Annotated in this window: 14 protein-coding genes; 8 read left to right on the forward strand and 6 right to left on the reverse strand. The window is 69.0% G+C overall.

Going from position 1 to position 18,181, the window contains the following annotated elements:
* The 4 genes from ABZ260_RS14820 to ABZ260_RS14835 form a co-directional block, all read right to left on the reverse strand.
* The coding region (locus tag ABZ260_RS14820; RefSeq protein ID WP_355616979.1) for a substrate-binding domain-containing protein at nt 1–921 on the reverse strand (921 nt) is incomplete at its 3' end.
* A gap of 231 nt (nt 922–1,152) precedes the next feature.
* Complete coding sequence (locus tag ABZ260_RS14825; protein ID WP_355616981.1) at nt 1,153–2,160, reverse strand: ABC transporter permease; 1,008 nt, start codon at nt 2,158–2,160, stop codon at nt 1,153–1,155.
* A gap of 100 nt (nt 2,161–2,260) precedes the next feature.
* Entirely contained in the window at nt 2,261–3,769 is a 1,509-nt protein-coding gene (locus ABZ260_RS14830; RefSeq protein WP_350959531.1) for a sugar ABC transporter ATP-binding protein, read from the reverse strand.
* A gap of 368 nt (nt 3,770–4,137) precedes the next feature.
* Nucleotides 4,138–5,034, reverse strand: coding sequence for an SDR family oxidoreductase (locus ABZ260_RS14835; protein WP_355563237.1), 897 nt, complete (start codon nt 5,032–5,034; stop codon nt 4,138–4,140).
* Between the two features lie 309 nt (nt 5,035–5,343).
* On the opposite strand from ABZ260_RS14835, the gene ABZ260_RS14840 reads away from it, so the two are divergent.
* Nucleotides 5,344–6,402: a dihydrodipicolinate reductase gene (locus ABZ260_RS14840; RefSeq protein ID WP_355616983.1), complete on the forward strand. Its 1,059-nt coding sequence runs from the start codon at nt 5,344–5,346 to the stop codon at nt 6,400–6,402.
* 322 nt (nt 6,403–6,724) lie between these two features.
* Here the strand turns inward: ABZ260_RS14840 and ABZ260_RS14845 are convergent, their stop codons facing one another.
* Nucleotides 6,725–7,231, reverse strand: coding sequence for a flavin reductase family protein (locus tag ABZ260_RS14845; protein WP_355563231.1), 507 nt, complete (start codon nt 7,229–7,231; stop codon nt 6,725–6,727).
* A 119-nt stretch (nt 7,232–7,350) separates the two neighbouring features.
* Complete coding sequence (locus tag ABZ260_RS14850) at nt 7,351–7,872, reverse strand: NADPH-dependent FMN reductase (protein WP_355616985.1); 522 nt, start codon at nt 7,870–7,872, stop codon at nt 7,351–7,353.
* 182 nt (nt 7,873–8,054) lie between these two features.
* On the opposite strand from ABZ260_RS14850, the gene ABZ260_RS14855 reads away from it, so the two are divergent.
* The 7 genes from ABZ260_RS14855 to ABZ260_RS14885 all read left to right on the forward strand — a co-directional run bounded on the left by ABZ260_RS14855 (nt 8,055) and on the right by ABZ260_RS14885 (nt 18,163).
* Nucleotides 8,055–8,948 carry a glutathione S-transferase C-terminal domain-containing protein gene (locus ABZ260_RS14855; protein WP_355616987.1) on the forward strand — a complete coding sequence of 298 codons (894 nt, stop codon included), beginning with the start codon at nt 8,055–8,057 and terminating at the stop codon, nt 8,946–8,948.
* 189 nt (nt 8,949–9,137) lie between these two features.
* Nucleotides 9,138–11,678 (forward strand): glycoside hydrolase family 9 protein, encoded by a 2,541-nt coding sequence (locus tag ABZ260_RS14860; RefSeq protein WP_355616989.1) that lies wholly within the window; start codon nt 9,138–9,140, stop codon nt 11,676–11,678.
* 78 nt (nt 11,679–11,756) lie between these two features.
* Complete coding sequence (locus ABZ260_RS14865) at nt 11,757–12,422, forward strand: phenylalanine--tRNA ligase beta subunit-related protein (RefSeq protein WP_350914325.1); 666 nt, start codon at nt 11,757–11,759, stop codon at nt 12,420–12,422.
* 194 nt (nt 12,423–12,616) lie between these two features.
* Complete coding sequence (locus tag ABZ260_RS14870; protein ID WP_355616991.1) at nt 12,617–16,321, forward strand: multifunctional oxoglutarate decarboxylase/oxoglutarate dehydrogenase thiamine pyrophosphate-binding subunit/dihydrolipoyllysine-residue succinyltransferase subunit; 3,705 nt, start codon at nt 12,617–12,619, stop codon at nt 16,319–16,321.
* 112 nt (nt 16,322–16,433) lie between these two features.
* The gene (locus ABZ260_RS14875) at nt 16,434–16,610 is read left to right on the forward strand and encodes a DUF6104 family protein (RefSeq protein WP_169750152.1); all 177 of its coding nucleotides are present in this window, start codon (nt 16,434–16,436) and stop codon (nt 16,608–16,610) included.
* A gap of 69 nt (nt 16,611–16,679) precedes the next feature.
* A complete protein-coding gene (locus tag ABZ260_RS14880; RefSeq protein ID WP_350959546.1) occupies nt 16,680–17,477 on the forward strand; it encodes a DUF4097 family beta strand repeat-containing protein in 798 nt (265 codons plus the stop codon).
* Entirely contained in the window at nt 17,474–18,163 is a 690-nt protein-coding gene (locus tag ABZ260_RS14885; protein WP_355616994.1) for a PadR family transcriptional regulator, read from the forward strand. The genes ABZ260_RS14880 and ABZ260_RS14885 overlap by 4 nt, the downstream gene beginning before the upstream one ends.
* The last annotated feature ends 18 nt before the right edge of the window (nt 18,164–18,181 follow it).

Consider the following 18,181-nt stretch of genomic DNA (forward strand, 5'->3'; position numbering starts at 1 on the left):
CGCCGAGGAGGCCATCGTGGGGCTGTAGGTCACCGTCGCCTCCAGCACCCCCGTTCCCGCCTTGATGTCGCGCATCGCGTTGGCCGACCCGGCGCCACCGACCATGAAGAACTCGCTGCGCCCGGCCTCCTTGATCGCGGCCAGCACGCCGATGCCCTGGTCGTCGTCGTGGTTCCAGATCGCGTCGATCTTCTTGTGCGCCTGCATCAGGTTCGCCGCGACCTTGGTCCCCGACTCCACGGTGAACTGCGCGTCCTGCTTGGCCGTCACCGCGAACCCGTACGTCTTCAGCGCGTCCTCGAACCCCTTGCTGCGGTCCTGGGTCAGCGGCAGCGTCGCGATGCCCTGGATCTCCAGGATCACCGGGTCGGCCACCCCCTTGTCCTTGAGCTTCTTGCCGACGTAGTGGCCGGCTGCGACGCCCATGCCGTAGTTGTCGCCGCCGATCCAGGTGCGGTACGACAGCTTGTCGGGGAAGACCCGGTCCAGGTTGATCACCGGGATGCCCGCGTCCGAGGCCTGCCGGGCGATCTGGTTGAGCTGCTGGCCGTCGTTCGGCAGGATCACCAGGGCGGCGACCTTCGCCGCGATCAGCGACTCCACCGCGGAGATCTGCGCGTTGATGTCGTTGGTCGGCTCGACCGGCTTGAACTCGATGTCGGAGTACTGCTTGGCCGTGGCCTCGGCGTTCTTGGCGATCGCGGCGATCCAGCCATGATCGGCCGCGGGCGCCGAGAAGCCGATGACCACCTTGTCGCCGGGCGCCTCGTTACCACCGGTCGCGGCCGCCGGTGCCGGCGCCGTGCTTGCCGCGCCGGCCGGTGCGGCCACCTCGTTGCCGGTGCACGCCGTCACCAGCGCACCCGCACCGATGACCGCACCGCCGAGCAGGAAACCCCTGCGAGCGACATTCTCTGTCATGACCCTGCTCCTTCTTGGGGGGAAACTTGGGGGGAAGCGTGACGCGCCCCGCGGACCCCTGACCGGTCCGCGGGACGCGGGTCCAGGCCCTGTCTGGCGGATCTTGCCGCGGCGAGGACCGGCCGGCCTCTCGCGAGGCGGCGGAGGGAGCCGCGGCGTGCCGCGGTGACCGGCGGCAACGTGGCGAGACGCCGCCTGACCTCGGGGTGCGGAAGATCCAAGAGACAGGGCCTAGGTCCGTGAGGTGAGGGCGCGCCGCTGGAGCAGCACGGCCACCACGATGATCAGGCCCTTGGCCACCAGCTGGTCGCTGGTGTTGAGCCCGTTGAGAATGAACAGGTTCGTGATCACAGTGAAGATCAGCAGACCCAGGATCGATCCGATGATCGACCCGCGTCCCCCGGTCAGCAGCGTGCCGCCGATGATGACCGCCGCGATCGCGTCCAGCTCGTACAGGTCTCCGTGCGTGGAGGAACCCGTCGTGGTCCTGGCCATGATCAGAACCGCCGCGATCCCGCAGCACAGCCCCGACAGCGCGTACAGCAACACGGTGTGGCGGCGCACGTCGATGCCCGCCAGCCGGGCCGCCTCGGGGTTGCCGCCCACCGCGTAGGTGCGCCGGCCGAACGTGGTCCGGTTCAGCACCACCCACCCGGCCAGCACCACCAGCGCGAAGATGTAGACCAGCACCGGGATGCCCAGCACCCGGGTCGTCGACAGCTCCACGATCATCTCGTTGCCCTGCTGCACCAACTGGGTGCGCCGGTCGGACATCCGCTGTGCCAGCCCCCTGGCGGCCACCAGCATCGCCAGCGTCGCGATGAACGGCACCATCCGCCCGTAGGAGATCAGCAGCCCGTTGACCAGGCCCGCCCCGGTACCGACCAGCACCGCGCACACGATCATCACGAGCGGGCCGTAGGACTGGGTGGCCAGCGTGGTCGCCCACACCGACGCCAGTGCCATCACCGCGCCCACCGACAGGTCGATGCCCCCACCGATGATCACGAAGGTCATGCCGACCGTGATCACCCCGATGGTCGCGGCCAGCGACAGGATGCTCACCAGGTTGGAGGTGGTCGCGAAGGTGTCGGGCACCGTGACCAGGCCCACCACCGCCAGCAGTGCCAGCGCGACCACCAGCCCGAGGTGGCGCGTCTCCCCGAGACGGGCCAGCGGGCTCACCACGACGGGTTTACGGACCGACGCCTCGACGCGCTCGTCCGAGGACGACTTCACCGGAGCCCCGCCAGGGTGTTCTCGAAGCGACGAGAGATGACGTTCATGAGGACCTGTCGGTTCCTTTCACCAGTCCCGGTGCTCCCGGTCGAGAGGGATGTCACAGGGCACTCCCTTCCATGATCATGTCGAGGACGGCGTGCTCGTCCAGCTCACCGGCATCGGCCTCACGGATGACCCGGCCCTCCCGCAGGACCAGCACCCGATCGGCCAACCCCAGCACCTCGGGCACCTCGCTGGAGACCAGCAGCACCCCGATCCCCTCATCGGCCAGCCGCCGCACCAGCGCGTACAGCTCCGCCCGAGCCCCCACGTCCACCCCCCGCGTCGGCTCGTCCAGCAGCAGCAGCTTGCGGTCGTTGAGCAGCCACCGCGCCAGCACCGCCTTCTGCTGGTTGCCGCCGGAAAGCGTCTTGACCGGCCGCTCGGGATCGGCCGGCCGGATGTCCAGGGCTCGCACCATCTCCCGCGCGTCCGCGGCCTCGCGGCGGCGGTCCATCCACCCCAGCCGCGAGTAGCGGCCCAGGCTGGCCAGGCTGATGTTGCGCGACACGCTCTGGTCCAGCAGCAGGGCCTGCGCCTTGCGCTCCTCGGGGGCCAGCCCCATCCCCAGGCGGACCGTGCCCGTCGTACCGCCCCCGCGTACCGGCCGCCCCTCCAGGAGCACCTGCCCCGAGAACCTCCGCGCCCCGTACACCGCCTCGATGATCTCCGAGCGGCCCGAGCCGACCAGCCCGGCCAGCCCCACGATCTCTCCCGCCCGCACCGAGAACGACACGTCGGTGAAGACGCCGGGCACGGTGAGCTTTTCGACCCGCAGCACCTCGGCCCCCGCGACGCGTTCCGCGCGGCGCGGCGGGAAGACGTACTCGACCTCGCGGCCGGTCATCAACGCCACCACCCGCGAGGTCGGAGTCTGCTTGGCCGGCAGCCCCACCGCGACCGTGCGACCGTCCTTGAGCACCGTCACCCGGTCCCCGATCTCGCGGATCTCCTCCAGCCGGTGCGAGATGTAGACCACCGCGACCCCCTGAGCGGTCAGCTCCCGGATGATCCGGAACAGGTTGCCCACCTCGTCATGGGCCAGCGCCGCCGACGGCTCGTCCATGATGATCAGCCGGGTGTCGTGCGACAGCGCCCGCGCCATGCTCACCACCTGCTTGGCCGCCGGCGACAGCCGTCCCACCTCCGTCGACGGGTGGATCTCACCGTGCCCCAGCCGGGCCAGCAGCTCCCGCGTCGCCCGCGCCGCCCTTCCCCGTCCGACGAACCCCAGCCGGGCCGGCTCGTGTCCGAGGAAGACGTTCTCCGCCACACTCAGCCCGTCCACCAGATCGAGTTCCTGGTAGATCGTGGAGATGCCGAGCCTGATCGCGGCGATCGGGCTCGACAGCCGCACGTCCGCACCGTTCAACGTGATCGTGCCCTCATCGGGCTGATGAGCGCCCGCCAGGGTCTTGATCAGGGTGGACTTCCCGGCACCGTTCTGGCCGAGCAGGCAGTGCACCTCACCGGGCAGCACCTCCAGGTCGACACCGTCCAGGGCACGCACGCCGGGGAACTGCTTGACGATCCCCCGCATGCGCAGCAGAGGGGTGGCTTCGGACATGGGGCCTCACTGGTTCGTCGTCGGGCCGAGAGGACGTGGTCGCCGCAGGCCCCACCCGCTCCGCCAGGTGCGGCTCGATGAGCCGGTCGGGCTCGGCGCGCGAGCGCCCCGCACGCGGCGGCCGTGGTGGCGCGTGCTCTCCGGCCGAACGGTGACCCGACTCACAGCACCTCCTCGCCCGGAGTGGGATGTGCAGAAGCTAACCCTCTTTGGCTGGATTTGTGAAGAGCTTTTAACTAACAGTCCGTCGACTTTTGCAGGAATCAGCAAAAGTCCTGGCCCCGCCCCCGGCGCGGACAGCAGAAGGGGCGCCCCCGGTGTGGGAGCGCCCCTTGAGCCTCAGGGCCGCCGGAACGCGGCCCGCGGCGTCAGAGCATGGCCTTCATGGAGGCGGTCGCCTGCCGGCCGAGGGTGGTCGGGGTCAGGTACGGCTGCTCGGCGAGGATCGCCTGCCAGTTGTCGCGGATGTCCTCCACCGTGTGGTCGTCCTGCCGCCAGCCGGGCCCCTCGGCCACGAACACCCGGGCGATCCGGCCACCACCGACGCTGAAGACCTCGCCGCTGGTCTCACAGGCCTCGTGCGCCAGGAAGGTCACCAGGGCGCTGACCCGCTCCGCGGTGAACTTGGCCTCGAACTCGGCGGGGAGGATCTCCTCGGTCATCCGGGTCCAGGCGATCGGCGCGATCGCGTTGGCCTTGATCCCGGCCCTGGCCCCCTCGATGCCGAGCGTCTTGGTGAGGCCGACCAGGCCCATCTTGGCCGTGGAGTAGTTGGCCTGGCCGAAGTTGCCGAACAGCCCGGCGGGCGAGGAGGTGTTGACGATCCGGCCGTACCCCTGTTCCTTGAGGTACGGGAACGCCTCCCGGCTGACCAGGAACGAACCGCGGACGTGGACGGCGAGAACCTGGTCGAACTCCTCGACGCTCATCTTGCCGAAGGACTTGTCCCGCAGGATGCCGGCGTTGTTGACGACGATGTCCAGCCGCCCGAAGGCGTCGATCGCGGTCTGGACGATCGCCCTGGCCCCCTCGGGGGTCGCGACGTTGTCGGTGCTGGCGGCCGCCTCGCCGCCGTTCTTCCTGATCAGCTCGACCACCTCGGCGGCGGGTCCGGTGGAGGCCCCCGTTCCGTCCAACGCCCCGCCCAGGTCATTGACGACCACCTTGGCACCGCGCTCGGCGAGCGACAGCGCGTGCGAACGGCCGAGACCGTGTCCGGCACCGGTGATGACCGCGACCCTGCCGTCAAACCGCAGCTCTGACATCCGCAACCCTCCTACGAGAACATAATTCTAGTCTCTTGAACAATAGCTTGCTTGGCCCCGGCGGTGCCATCGCGGATGCCCCGGTCCCCCGACGCGACCGGCGACGCCCCCGGAAGCGACCGAACACCTTCCGGATAAAGGCACCAAAATCCCCCAGAGCGGTAACCAAAAAATGGGAGATCATTGCGCATAGTAAGCGAGCGTGTTAATTTCTGCTAAAGTTTCTGCCCCATACGGGCGAGGGTCAATGATGACACCCCTCATTTTCCCAACAGGGCCCCGCCCAACAATTCGGGCTGGAGGCCCCATATGTCCTTATCGCCGCCCCTGCGCGTGGTCCAATGGGCCACCGGCGCAGTCGGCAGATACTCCCTGCGCAGCGTCATCACCCGGCCGGAGTTCGAACTGGTCGGGGTGCTGGTCTACGACCCGGACAAGGTGGGACGGGACGCGGGGCTCCTCGTGGGACTCCCCGAGGCCGGCGTCGTCTGCACCGACGACGTCGAGGAGATCCTCGCCCTGGAGGCCGACTGCGTGCTGCACATGCCGCTGCCGACCTTCTACTTCGGCGGGGGTCATCCGAACGACGTGGAGACCATCTGCGCGCTGCTCGCCAGCGGCAAGAACGTCATCACCACCACCGGGTTCGTCTACCCCAAGTGCTACGGCCCGGCGGTGGTGGACCGTCTGGAGGCCGCCTGCCGGGCGGGAGGGACGTCCCTGCACGGCACCGGCGTCAACCCCGGTTTCATGAGCGACATGCTGCCGCTCACGCTGACCGGCCTGTCCAGCAGGGTCGACCACATCTACGTCCGGGAGTCGTCCGACTTCCGGGGTCACCCCTCCCGGCAGATCGTGGTGGACCTGTTCGGCTTCACCCGCTCGGCCAAGGACTACACCGCCGGGGTGCGCCCTTTCCGCGCCTTCCAGCGCTCGCTGTTCGCCGAGAGCGTCCAGTTCGTCGCCGACAACCTCGGCGTGACCCTCGACGAGGTCGAGGAGAGCGACGAGTTCGAGCTCGCCTCAGAGGAGTTCGAGATCGCCGCGGGACTGGTCAGGGCGGGCACCGTGTGCGCCTCCCGCTGGATGTTCAGCGGGCTTGTCCGCGGCCGTCCCCTGATGACCGTGGAATGCGTCTACAAGGCCGACGCCACCCGGGTGGCACGCTGGGCCGACCCCGGCTTCAGCGTTCACATCGAGGGCATGCCCCAGCTGATGCTCACCGTCAGCGAGATCTCCCACGGGCTGGCCGGCGCCGCCGCTCATGCCGTGAACTCCGTGGCCGCCCTCTGCGCCGCCCCACCGGGCATCCGTACCGCCCTGGATCTCCCCCTGACCACCGGCCGGGGCACCGTCCGCCTCGCCTGAGAAAGCCCCGAGGAAGCCCGAGGAAGCACTGCCAGGCATCGCGCGGGCGAGCCCCGTGGCAGGCCGGCCGTACGGCGACCGGGGCACGCGAAGCCGCCGATTAGAGGTATCCGGTATTTAACACTTTCGCCGAAATAAGCGGATTCTCCGCTCGGGCCCGCGCACCGATCACCCGCCGTGCACCCGCGCCTCCGCATCGCGTTCACCCATCCGGAAATCGGCTATGGAATTCATCAGGGTACCGAAGGTCAGAGCTCACGGAAGGGAACGCTCCATCACGGAACATCCCCTTGCCTGACCAAACGGAAATTCCCCTCAACAATCAGGAGTGAGGGGTGAAACGCCCGAAACGGCCCTGGTGGTACAGGAGCGGACGGCCGCCGGGTTCGAGGCTCGTCTCGGTGACGAGTCCGACGACCAGGATGTGATCACCGATGTCGACGGTGGAGTGGGGGGCACAGACCAGGTGAGCCGAGACACCGTCCAGCAGCGGGACGCCCAGGTGCCCCGGGGCCCAGGAGGTGGGTGCGGCGAAGCGGTCGACGCCCTTCCTCGCGAAGCGCGCGGCCAGCTCGGCCTGATCGCTGGCCAGGACGTTCACCGCGAAGTGATCGGCCTGCCGGAGCCAGGGCCAGGTGCTCGACGACTGGTCCACGTAGAAGGAGACCAGCGGGGGCGCAAGGCTGACGGATGCGAATGAGGTGGCCGTGAGACCGACCGGTACGCCCTCGAACTGCGCCGTGACGACGACGACCCCGGCCGCGTGAACGGCCAGCGCCTGCCGGAACCGCTCCGCGTCGACCGCTCGGCCGGACAGGGTCTCGGTCATGACACCTCTCCCAGGGACGGGTGGGGTACCGCCAAGATGCTCCACTTGGTCACTTTTCCCCCTTCGAGGAACAAAAGACACTTCTCAGAACCCATTAATGCCGCCATCTCTTCCCTGCGTCACGCGGGAGTCCGCTGCCCGAGCGCCGCCGCCACCTGCGGGCCGACCCGGTCGGCCCAGGGGCCGAGGACCGCGTCGAGGTCGGCGAGCTGCGACTCCAGCAGCGCGAGGCCCGGCGTGGGAACGACGGCGCCCAGCTCCACCAGCAGCGGCCGGAAGTGGACCTCCACCGCCAGGGAGTGCTTGGCGTCCCCCATCACCAGCAGCGGGAGCGCGACGGCCGAGGCGAGGGCACCACCCGGCAGCCGGTCGAGGAACGCCTTGAGCAGGCCGGTGTAGGTGGCCTTGTAGGTCGGGCTCGCCACCACCAGCACATCGGCACCCGCGACGAGCTCCAGCGCGGCCTTCACCTCCGGCGCCGTCTCCGGGGCGAAGAGCAGTGGAGCCAGGACCGCCAGATCGACGACCTCGGGAGCCGCCTGATCCCCGATCCGCCGGGCCACCGCCTCCGCCGCCGAGATGGCCACTCCGTGAGTGCGCGACCCTGGTCGCGGGTTTCCCACCACGGTCACGATGCTCATGAGGCCACCGGTGCTTTCTGGTCGAAACGGGTCAGATAGCAGCTCATACCGGACAAGCTACGCACCACTCTGGACTAAGTCAATATTTCCTACTGGTTTTGCATGAAACTCTCCGAAGGGCCGGGCTCCACCGACCCCTTCGACCGAACCATGTTCTGTTCGGGATCCCGTACCGTCATACCATGAAGCTGGAAAAGGAGATCTCCGGCGACGGCCGCTTCGTCAGGCAGCAGAACCGGTTCACGACACGGATCGAGGCGGGCGGCGAGCATCCGCCGGAGCCCGGCCGCTACCAGATCTACGCCTCCTACGCCTGCCCGTGGGCGCACCGCTCGCTCATCGTCCGCGAGTTGCTGGGCCTGCGGGAGGTGATCGGGGTGACGATCGTCGATCCGATCAGGGACGAGAAGGGCTGGCGGATACCCGGAGGTGATCCGGTGACGGGAGTGGAGTACCTCTCCGAGCTCTACCTGGCGACCGACCCCGGCTACCAGGGTCGCTACACGGTGCCCTGCGTCTGGGACATCGCCGCCGGACGCCTGGTCACCAACGACTACCCGCAGATCACCCTCACCCTGGAGACGGCCTTCGCGCCGTGGCACGCCGAGGGCGCGCCCGACCTCTACCCCGGGGAACTGCGCGAGGAGATCGACGCGCTGAACGAAGTGATCTTCCACGGCCTCAACAACGGCGTCTACCGGGCCGGGTTCGCCCGCTCCCAGGAGGCGTACGACGAGGCGGTCACCGGCGTGTTCGCCACGCTCGACCTGCTGGAGGAGCGCCTGACCGGCCGGCGCCGCCTGCACGGCGACGCGCTCACCGAGAGCGACGTGCGGCTCTACCCCACGCTCGCCAGGTTCGACGCGGTCTACAACTCGCACTTCAAATGCTCGGTGCGGCGGCTCGTCGACTACCCGGCCCTGTGGGCCTACGCCCGCGAGCTGTACGCCATTCCCGCGTTCCGCGACACGACCGACTTCGACCAGATCAAACGGCATTACTTCGTGACACAGACGAACGTCAACCCGAGCGGGATCGTGCCCCGGGGGCCGGAGATCGACTGGACCGCTCCCTGACACGGCCCCGGAGGCTCTGAAAGTTTCATCGGGCAAATCGGTCATTCACCCGGTCAGCGGGCGGCCCCGGAGGGGGGTCGATTGACTGCGGGCGAAACGCGCTGGAAACATCGGCACATCCTCGTTGTGGGAGCGCTCCCACAAAGACGCTCCCACCGCGAGGCGCATCCCCCGCGTAAAGGACCCCCCGTGATCAGACCACCTGCCTGGCTCGCTCTCGCCACGGCCGCCGCCCTGGTGACCCTGACCCCACTGCCCGCCGCCGCGGACGGCCCCGAACAGATCGTCAACGGCACCTTCGACACCGGCACCGCCCCCTGGTGGAGCACCGGCAACACCGCGCTGGAGATCGAGGACGGACGGCTCTGCGCGGACATCCCCGGTGGCACCGCCAACCCGTGGGACGTCATCGTCGGCCAGAACGACATCCCCCTGGTCAAGGACGAGACGTACGAGTTCTCCTTCTTCGGCGTCGCGACGCCCGGCCGCGTCGCCAGGGCCCTCGTCCAGCTCCCGGTCGACCCCTACACCCAGTACCTGTCGGCCAACCCCGAGCTGAGCGTGTCGGGCAATGACTACCGCTACACCTTCACCTCACCGGTGGACCTGCCAGGCGCGCAGGTGGCGTTCCAGCTCGGGGGCAGCGCCACCCCGTGGAGGTTCTGCGTGGACGACGTCTCCCTGAAAGGCGGAGCCGAACCCGACGTCTACCGGCCGGACACCGGCCCCCGCGTCCGGGTGAACATGGTCGGCTACCTGCCCGCCGGGCCGAAGAGGGCCACGCTCGTCACCGAGGAGACGGAGCCGGTGGGCTGGAAGCTCCGGCGCGGCGGGCAGGTCGTCGCCCAGGGCGACACCGTCCCGCGCGGCGTCGACGGAAGCTCCGGCCAGAACACGCACTCGATCGACTTCGGCTCGGCCCCCGGCACCGGCATCGCCCCCGGCACCGGCTACACGCTGGAGGCCGACGGCGAGACCAGCCGCCCGTTCGACATCGGCGCCGACGTCTACGACGAGCTCAGGGGTGACGCGCTGAAGTTCTACTACACCCAGCGCAGCGGCATCCCGATCCTCGACACCCTCCGCCCCGGCTACGGCAGGCCCGCCGGGCACGCGGGCGTGGCCCCCAACCAGGGGGACGTCGAGGTGCCCTGCCAGCCGGGCGTCTGCGACTACACGCTGAACGTCAAGGGGGGCTGGTACGACGCGGGCGACCACGGCAAGTACGTCGTCAACGGCGGTATCTCCGTCCACCAGCTGATGTCCGCCTTCGAGCGCGCCAAGGCCGACGGCATCCACTCCGACGGTGATCTCAACATCCCCGAGAGCGGCAACGGAGTCCCCGACATCCTCGACGAGGCCCGCTGGGAGCAGGAGTTCCTGCTCAGCATGCAGGTCCCGGACGGCAGGCCACACGCGGGGATGGTCCACCACAAGATCCACGACGCCGCGTGGACGGGCCTGCCGCTCCTGCCCCACCTCGACGCGCAGCGGCGCGAGCTGCACCCGGTCTCCACCGCCGCAACCCTCAACCTGGCCGCCACCGCGGCCCAGGCGGCCCGGCTCTTCGCCCCGTACGACGCCGCGTTCGCCGCGCGCAACCTCGCCGCCGCCAGGAAGGCCTGGGCCGCGGCCAAGGCCGACCCCGCACGGTACGCCGACCCCTCCGACGGGGTGGGCGGCGGCACCTACGACGACAACAACGTGACCGACGAGTTCTACTGGGCCGCCGCCGAGCTCTATCTCACCACCGCCGAGAAGGAGTTCAAGGACTACGTGCTCGCCTCGCCGCACCACACCGGCGACATCTGGCGCGAGCGCGGCTTCGACTGGGGCAACACCGCCCAGCTCGGCCGCCTGCAGCTGGCCGCGGTGCCCAACGCGCTCCCCGACCGGGCACGGGTGCGCCAGTCGGTGCTGGAGGGCGCCGACAGGTATCTCGCCGTCCAGAAGGCCCACCCCTACGGAGTCCCGTACAACCCGTCGACCTACGACTGGGGCTCCAACAACCTGGTGCTCAACAACATGGTCGTGATGGCCGTCGCCCACGACCTCAGCGGCGAGGCGAAGTATCGCGACGGGGTGCTGGAGGGGCTGGACTACCTCTTCGGGCGCAACGCCCTCAACCAGTCGTACGTGACCGGCTACGGCGAGGTCGCCGCCAAGAACCAGCACAGCCGCTGGTACGCCCACCAGCTCGACCCGTCCCTGCCCAACCCGCCGCGCGGCACCCTGGCGGGCGGCCCGAACTCCAGCATCCAGGACCCGGTGGCCCAGGCCAAGCTCAGGGGTTGCGCGCCCCAGTTCTGCTACATCGACGACATCGAGTCGTGGTCCACCAACGAGCTGACCATCAACTGGAACTCCCCGCTCGCCTGGATCGCCTCCTACCTGGACACCCCCGCCGCCGCCGGGGTGTGCAAGGTGACCTACACCAACCACGGCCAGTGGCCCGAGGGGTTCAACACCCAGGTCACCGTCACCAACACCGGCAAGAAGGCCATCGACGGCTGGACCCTGAAGTGGTCCTTCCTCGGCGGCCAGAGCGTCCGGCGGCACTGGAGCGCCGACATCTCCCAGGACGGCGCGACCGTGACCGCCAGGAACCTCAGCTGGAACAAGACCATCAGACCGGGTGACTCGGTCACCTTCGGCTTCATCGGCGCCGACGCCCCGGGCCCCAACCCCAAGCCGGAACGCCTGCTCCTCAACGGCACCCTCTGCGGATGATCGGCGCGGGGTGGCCGTCCAGTGGACGGCCACCCCGTCCTTCCTCGCATCGCCGCGCACGCCGCCTAAACTGGGGCCGTGATCGAGGACATCTGGGTGGACCCCGCCGTCAGCGCGCTCAGGCCGGACTTCGCGGTGCTGGTGATAGGGGTGTACGGGCTGCGCAACGGGCCGACGGACGACAGGTCGCGGGCCTGGCTGGCGGAGGCGGCCGAGAAGGCGGTGGCGGTCGACGACGCGAGGGTCGAGGCGTGGCGGGAAACATACCGGGCATTCGGCGCCAAGCCCCAGCGGACCCGGCCCTCAGTGGACGCCCTGGTCAGACGGATGCCGCCGCCGGAGATCAACCGGGTGGTCGACGCCTACAACGCGATCAGCATCAGGCACGGCCTGCCGATCGGCGGAGAGGACCTGACCCGCTACGAGGGGACGGCAAGGCTGGTGCGCGCGGCCGGCGACGAGCCGTTCGAGGTCGTCGAGAGAGGCGAGCCGGCGATCGACCATCCGGAGATCGGCGAGGTCGTCTGGCGTGACGACAGGGGGGTCACCTGCCGCCGGTGGAACTGGCGGCAGTGCGTCCGCACCCGGATCACCGAGGAGACGACGGACGCGCTGTTCCTGCTGGAGCGACTCGCACCCCTGTCCATCGAGGAGTTACGGGCCGCCGGAGACGAGCTGGCCGGCCTGCTCGAAGATGTTACCCCGGAGATACAGACAGAGTTCCGACTGGTCGGATTGGATTGACGAAGTCCACCGGATCCGGCTGACCAGGGACTCAGCGGGCGAAACGGCTACCCAGGAGGTGACCGTTTTAAACAGTTCTGAGAGGATCGACAAGGAAGCTGCGGCCAGAGTGGCGCAGGTCCGGGCCGAGGCGAGTAGCCTTGGACAGGTTCTCTATCATCAACGCCGATCTGCGGAAGAGGGCGATTTCCGCCGTGTCGTCTGAGTCGTCGCGGACAAACCCGCTGGCAGCCTTTGGCCAGAACGAGTGGCTGGTCGACGAGCTGTACCAGAAATACCTCCAGGACCCCGAGTCGGTCGACCGGGCCTGGTGGAGCTTCTTTGCCGACTACAGCCCTGATGCAGGGGCCGGCAGAGTCGCTCCCCCGGGTGCGGCGACCGCCGCGTCCACTCCTCCGACACCCACCGCTTCCTCGGCCCCGGCTGCCCCAGCCCGGGCCGCCGCGGCTCCGGCCGCCCCGGCCCCCGTGACGACGACCCCAGCGCCGGCGGCCAAGGCCGCTCCGGCGGACCGATCCAAGCAGGAGACGCAGTTGCCCGCCGGTGCCGAGGAAGTTCGACTACGCGGCGCGGCCGCGAGGACTGCCGCCAACATGGAGGCCAGCCTTGTGGTCCCGACGGCGACCAGCGTGCGCGCGGTCCCGGCGAAGCTGCTGATCGACAACCGGATTGTGATCAACAACCACCTGTCGCGCGGTCGCGGCGGCAAGGTGTCGTTCACGCATCTCATCGGCTACGCGGTGATCAAGGCCCTCAAGGTCCTGCCGGAGATGAACCACTCCTACGCCGAGATCGACGGCAAGCCGGCGCTGGTCAAGCCCGAGCACGTCAACCTGGGCCTGGCCATCGACGTCGCCAAGAGCGACGGCACCCGTCAGCTCCTGGTCCCGTCGATCAAGGCGACCGAGCAGATGGACTTCCGCCAGTTCTGGGTCGCCTACGAGGACGTGGTGCGCAAGGCCAGGGCGGGCAAGCTGGGGGTCGACGACTTCGCCGGCACCACGATCTCGCTGACCAACCCGGGCACCATCGGCACCGTGCACTCGGTGCCGCGCCTGATGCCGGGGCAGGGCACGATCATCGGCGTCGGCGCGATGGAGTACCCCGCGGAGTACCAGGGCGCCTCCCCCGACACGCTCTCCCGCCTCGCGGTGAGCAAGGTCATGACGATCACCAGCACCTACGACCACCGGATCATCCAGGGCGCCCAGTCCGGCGACTTCCTGCGGCAGGTCCACCGGCTGCTGCTGGGCGAGGACGGCTTCTACGACGAGATCTTCGAGGCCCTCCGGATCCCGTACGAGCCGATCCGCTGGGTCCAGGACATCTCCACCACGCACGACGACGACGTGGCGAAGTCCGCGCGTGTCATAGAGCTGATCCACGCCTTCCGGGTCCGCGGCCACCTGATGGCGGACACCGACCCGCTGGAGTACAAGCAGCGCAAGCACCCCGACCTCGACATCAAGTCGCACGGTCTGACCCTCTGGGACCTGGAGCGCGAGTTCGCCACCGGCGGCTTCGGCGGCCGGCCCCTGATGAAGCTGCGCGACATTCTCGGCGTGCTGCGTGACTCCTACTGCCGGACCATCGGCGTGGAGTACATGCACATGCAGAACCCCGAGGAGCGGGCCTGGATCCAGGCGCGCGTCGAGCGGCCGCACGCCAAGCCCGACCGCACCGAGCAGCTGCGCGTCCTGGAGCGGCTGAACACCGCCGAGGCGTTCGAGACGTTCCTGCAGACGAAGTTCGTGGGTCAGAAGCGCTTCTCGCTGGAGGGCGGCGAGTCGCTGATCCCGCTGCTCGACTCGGTGCTGAGCGCCGCGGCCGAGGAGCGGCTCGACGAGGCCGTGGTCGGCATGGCCCACCGCGGTCGCCTCAACGTGCTGGCCAACATCGTCGGCAAGTCGTACGGGCAGATCTTCGGCGAGTTCGAGGGCAACATCGACCCGCGCAGCGCCCACGGCTCCGGTGACGTGAAGTACCACCTGGGTGCCAGCGGCGACTTCGTCTCGCCCGACGGTTCCAAGCTCAGGACCTCGGTCGTGGCCAACCCCTCCCACCTGGAGACGGTCGACCCGGTCCTGGAGGGCGTGGTCCGCGCCAAGCAGGACCTCCTGGAGCGCGGCGAGGAGGGCTTCACCGTCCTGCCCGTGCTCGTCCACGGCGACGCGGCCTTCGCGGGCCAGGGCGTGGTGGCCGAGACCCTCAACCTGTCGCAGCTGCGCGGCTACCGCACCGGCGGCACCGTGCACATCGTGGTCAACAACCAGGTCGGCTTCACCACCAGCCCGGCCAGCTCGCGTTCCAGCGTGTACGCCACCGACGTGGCCCGGATGATCCAGGCCCCGATCTTCCATGTCAACGGCGACGACCCCGAGGCCGTGGTCCGGGTCGGCCGCCTGGCCTTCGAGTACCGCCAGGTGTTCCGCAAGGACGTCGTGATCGACCTGATCTGCTACCGGCGTCGCGGCCACAACGAGATGGACAACCCGGGCTTCACCCAGCCGCTGATGTACGACCTGATCGACGCCAAGCGCTCCACCCGCAAGCTCTACACCGAGGCGCTGATCGGCCGGGGCGACATCACGGTCGAGGAGGCCGAGGGCGCGCTCCGCGACTACCAGGCCAAGCTGGAGAACGCCTTCACCGAGACCCGCGCGGCGGCCAACGCGTCGACGGACGAGTTCTCCCGCCCGATCGACATGGAGACCATCCCCTGGTCCCACGAGGACGTCAAGACGGCCATCTCCGAGGAGACCGTCAAGCGGATCGTGGAGACCCAGCTCAACATGCCCGAGGGCTTCACCGTCCACCCGCGCCTGCTGCCGGTGCTGCAGCGTCGCGGGCAGATGGTCACCGAGGAGCGCATCGACTGGGGCATGGGCGAGACCCTGGCGTTCGGATCGCTGCTGATCGACGGTCACCCGGTCCGCCTCGTCGGCCAGGACTCCCGGCGCGGCACGTTCACCCAGCGGCACGCCGTGCTGGTCGACCGGGTCACGGGCGAGGAACACACCCCGCTCAAGGCGTTCAACCAGGGCACCACGAAGTTCTACGTCTATGACTCCCTGCTGAGCGAGTACGCCGCGCTCGGCTTCGAGTACGGCTACAGCGTGGAGCGGCCCGAGGCCCTGGTCGCCTGGGAGGCGCAGTTCGGCGACTTCGTCAACGGCGCTCAGTCGATCATCGACGAGTACCTCACCTCGGGCGAGCAGAAGTGGGGCCAGCGCTCCGGCGTCACCCTGCTGCTGCCGCACGGCTACGAGGGACAGGGCCCCGACCACTCCTCGGCTCGCATCGAGCGCTTCCTGCAGATGTGCGCCCAGGACAACATGACCGTCGCGCAGCCCACGGTGCCGGCCAACTACTTCCACCTGTTGCGCTGGCAGACGCTGTCGAACCGGCACCGCCCGCTGGTGGTGTTCACGCCCAAGTCGCTGCTGCGGCACAAGGCGGCGATCTCGCCGGTCAGCGAGTTCACCTCGGGGTCGTTCCAGCCGGTGCTCGGCGACACCACCGTCGCCCCGGCCGGCGTCCGCAAGGTCGTGCTGGTCTCCGGCAAGCTCTACTACGACCTGGCGGCGGCCCGCGACAAGCAGGGCCGCAACGACGTGGCGATCGTCCGTCTTGAGCGGCTCTACCCGTTCCCCGGCAACCCGCTGGAGGTCGAGCTGAGCCGTTACTCCGCCGACGTCGAGCTGGTGTGGGCGCAGGACGAGCCGCTCAACATGGGTCCGTGGCCGTTCCTGGCGCTCAAGATGGCCGAGAACCCGGGCGTCTTCGGCGGCCGCGTGATCAAGCGGGTCTCCCGCAAGGCCAACTCCTCCCCGGCGACCGGCTCGCACTCGGCCCACGAGGCCGAGCTGCAGCAGATGCTGGGCGAGGTCTTCGTCTAGAGGAAGGACCGCCGACCGGCGGTCCGCAGTGCAGGCGTCACCACGGAAGTCCCCCGCAGGAACCTCTGCGGGGGACTTCCCCGTTATGGCAAGTGTCACCACGAGGAGAACGATGTACTTCACCGATCGGGGCATCGAGGAGCTCGTCGAGCGTCGTGGCCAGGAGGAGGTCACCATCGGGTGGCTGGCCGAGCGGCTGCGCGAGTTCGTCGACCTGAACCCGGACTTCGAGACTCCGGTGGAACGGCTGGCCACCTGGCTGGCCCGGCTGGACGACGAGGACGATTGAAATAACGCGATATATCTTGACCTCCCGGCTGACGCGACATATCGTGTCATGCACAAGGAGGTCACGAACATGCGGCAGTGGACCATCGAGAAACCAGAGCAGCTCACCTTCGACTCCGTGAGAAAGCTGAACGTGCGCATCGTGGCGGGCAGGCTGGCGGTGCTGGCCGGCGACGGCCCCGCCACGCTTGAGGTCACCGAGGTGGATACCACACCGCTGCTCGTCACCCACGACGACGACGGCACGCTCACCGTCACCTACAAGGACCTGACCTGGGACGGCCTGCTGGGCTGGCTGCGCCCGGGGCGACGCCGGGCGACGCTGACGCTGACCGCGCCCAAGGGCTGCCCGATCAACGTGGGGGTGGTCTCCGCCTCCGCGGTCGTCTCCGGATTCGAGGACCGCACCTCGGTCAGGGGCGTCTCGGGCGACATCGTGCTCGACGGGGTGAGCGGGGAGATCAACGCCGACACCGTCTCCGGCGACGTGGAGAGCCGCGACCTGGTCGGCGACCTGTCGTTCAAGAGCGTCTCCGGCGAGCTGACCGTGGCGCAGGGCACCCCCCGGCGTCTCAGCGTCACCACCGTCTCCGGCCGGATCACCGCCGACCTGGAGCTCCCGCCGACCGGTCATGTGACGCTGAACAGCGTCACCGGCGACATCGTGCTCAGGCTCCCGCACGCCGTGGACGCCGATGTCAAGATCCGCTCCACCTCGGGCAGGCTCGACACCGCCTTCTCCGAACTCCACCACTCCACCCAGACCGGCGCGAGGTCGCTGACCGGCCGAATCGGCGGCGGCATGGCCTCCCTGACGGCGCACACCGTCTCCGCCGATGTCACCCTGCTGAAGGGAGCCCAAGCATGAGTCCGGTTTTCGGTCATGGAAGGCTCCGGCTCTATCTCCTGAAGCTGCTGGAGGAGAGCCCCCGCCACGGTTACGAGGTGATCCGGCTGCTCCAGGATCGCTTCCTCGGTGTCTACTCCCCCTCGCCCGGCACGATCTACCCGCGCCTGGCCCGGCTGGAGGAGGAGGGGCTGGTCACCCACGAGGTCGTGAACGGCAAGAAGGTCTTCACGATCAGCGACCGGGGTCGCGCCGAGCTCAACGACCGCCTCGACGAACTCGCCGATCTGGAGCAGGAGATCTCCGACTCGGTCCGCGACATCGCCCGCGAGGTCAAGGAGGACGTGCGCGACACCGTGAAGTCGCTGCGCGAGGAGCTCACCCAGATGGCACGTGACGTGCGCCAGGGCTCCGGGTACGAGGAGAAGCAGGCCAAGCACGACCAGCGCAGGGCCTGGCGCGAGCAGAAGACGGAATGGCAGCGCCAGAAGCACGAGTGGAAGGACGACTGGAAGCGGATCTGGGCCGCCGGCTTCACCGGCGAGGGATCACACGCCGGCGACGCCCGGCTCGGGCAGATGCTGGCCGAGTTCGCCGAGGAGGTCCACAGGGACGCGTCGAACGCGCAGGTCACCGAGGAGACCCTGGCCACCGCGCAGGACGCCCTGTACGACGCGGCCCGCCGCATCCGCGAAGCGCTCCGGTAACCACCCGTCCTCCCCCGC

Origin of the sequence: Streptosporangium sp. NPDC006013 (genome assembly GCF_040614275.1) — a bacterium.
GTDB lineage: Bacteria > Actinomycetota > Actinomycetes > Streptosporangiales > Streptosporangiaceae > Streptosporangium.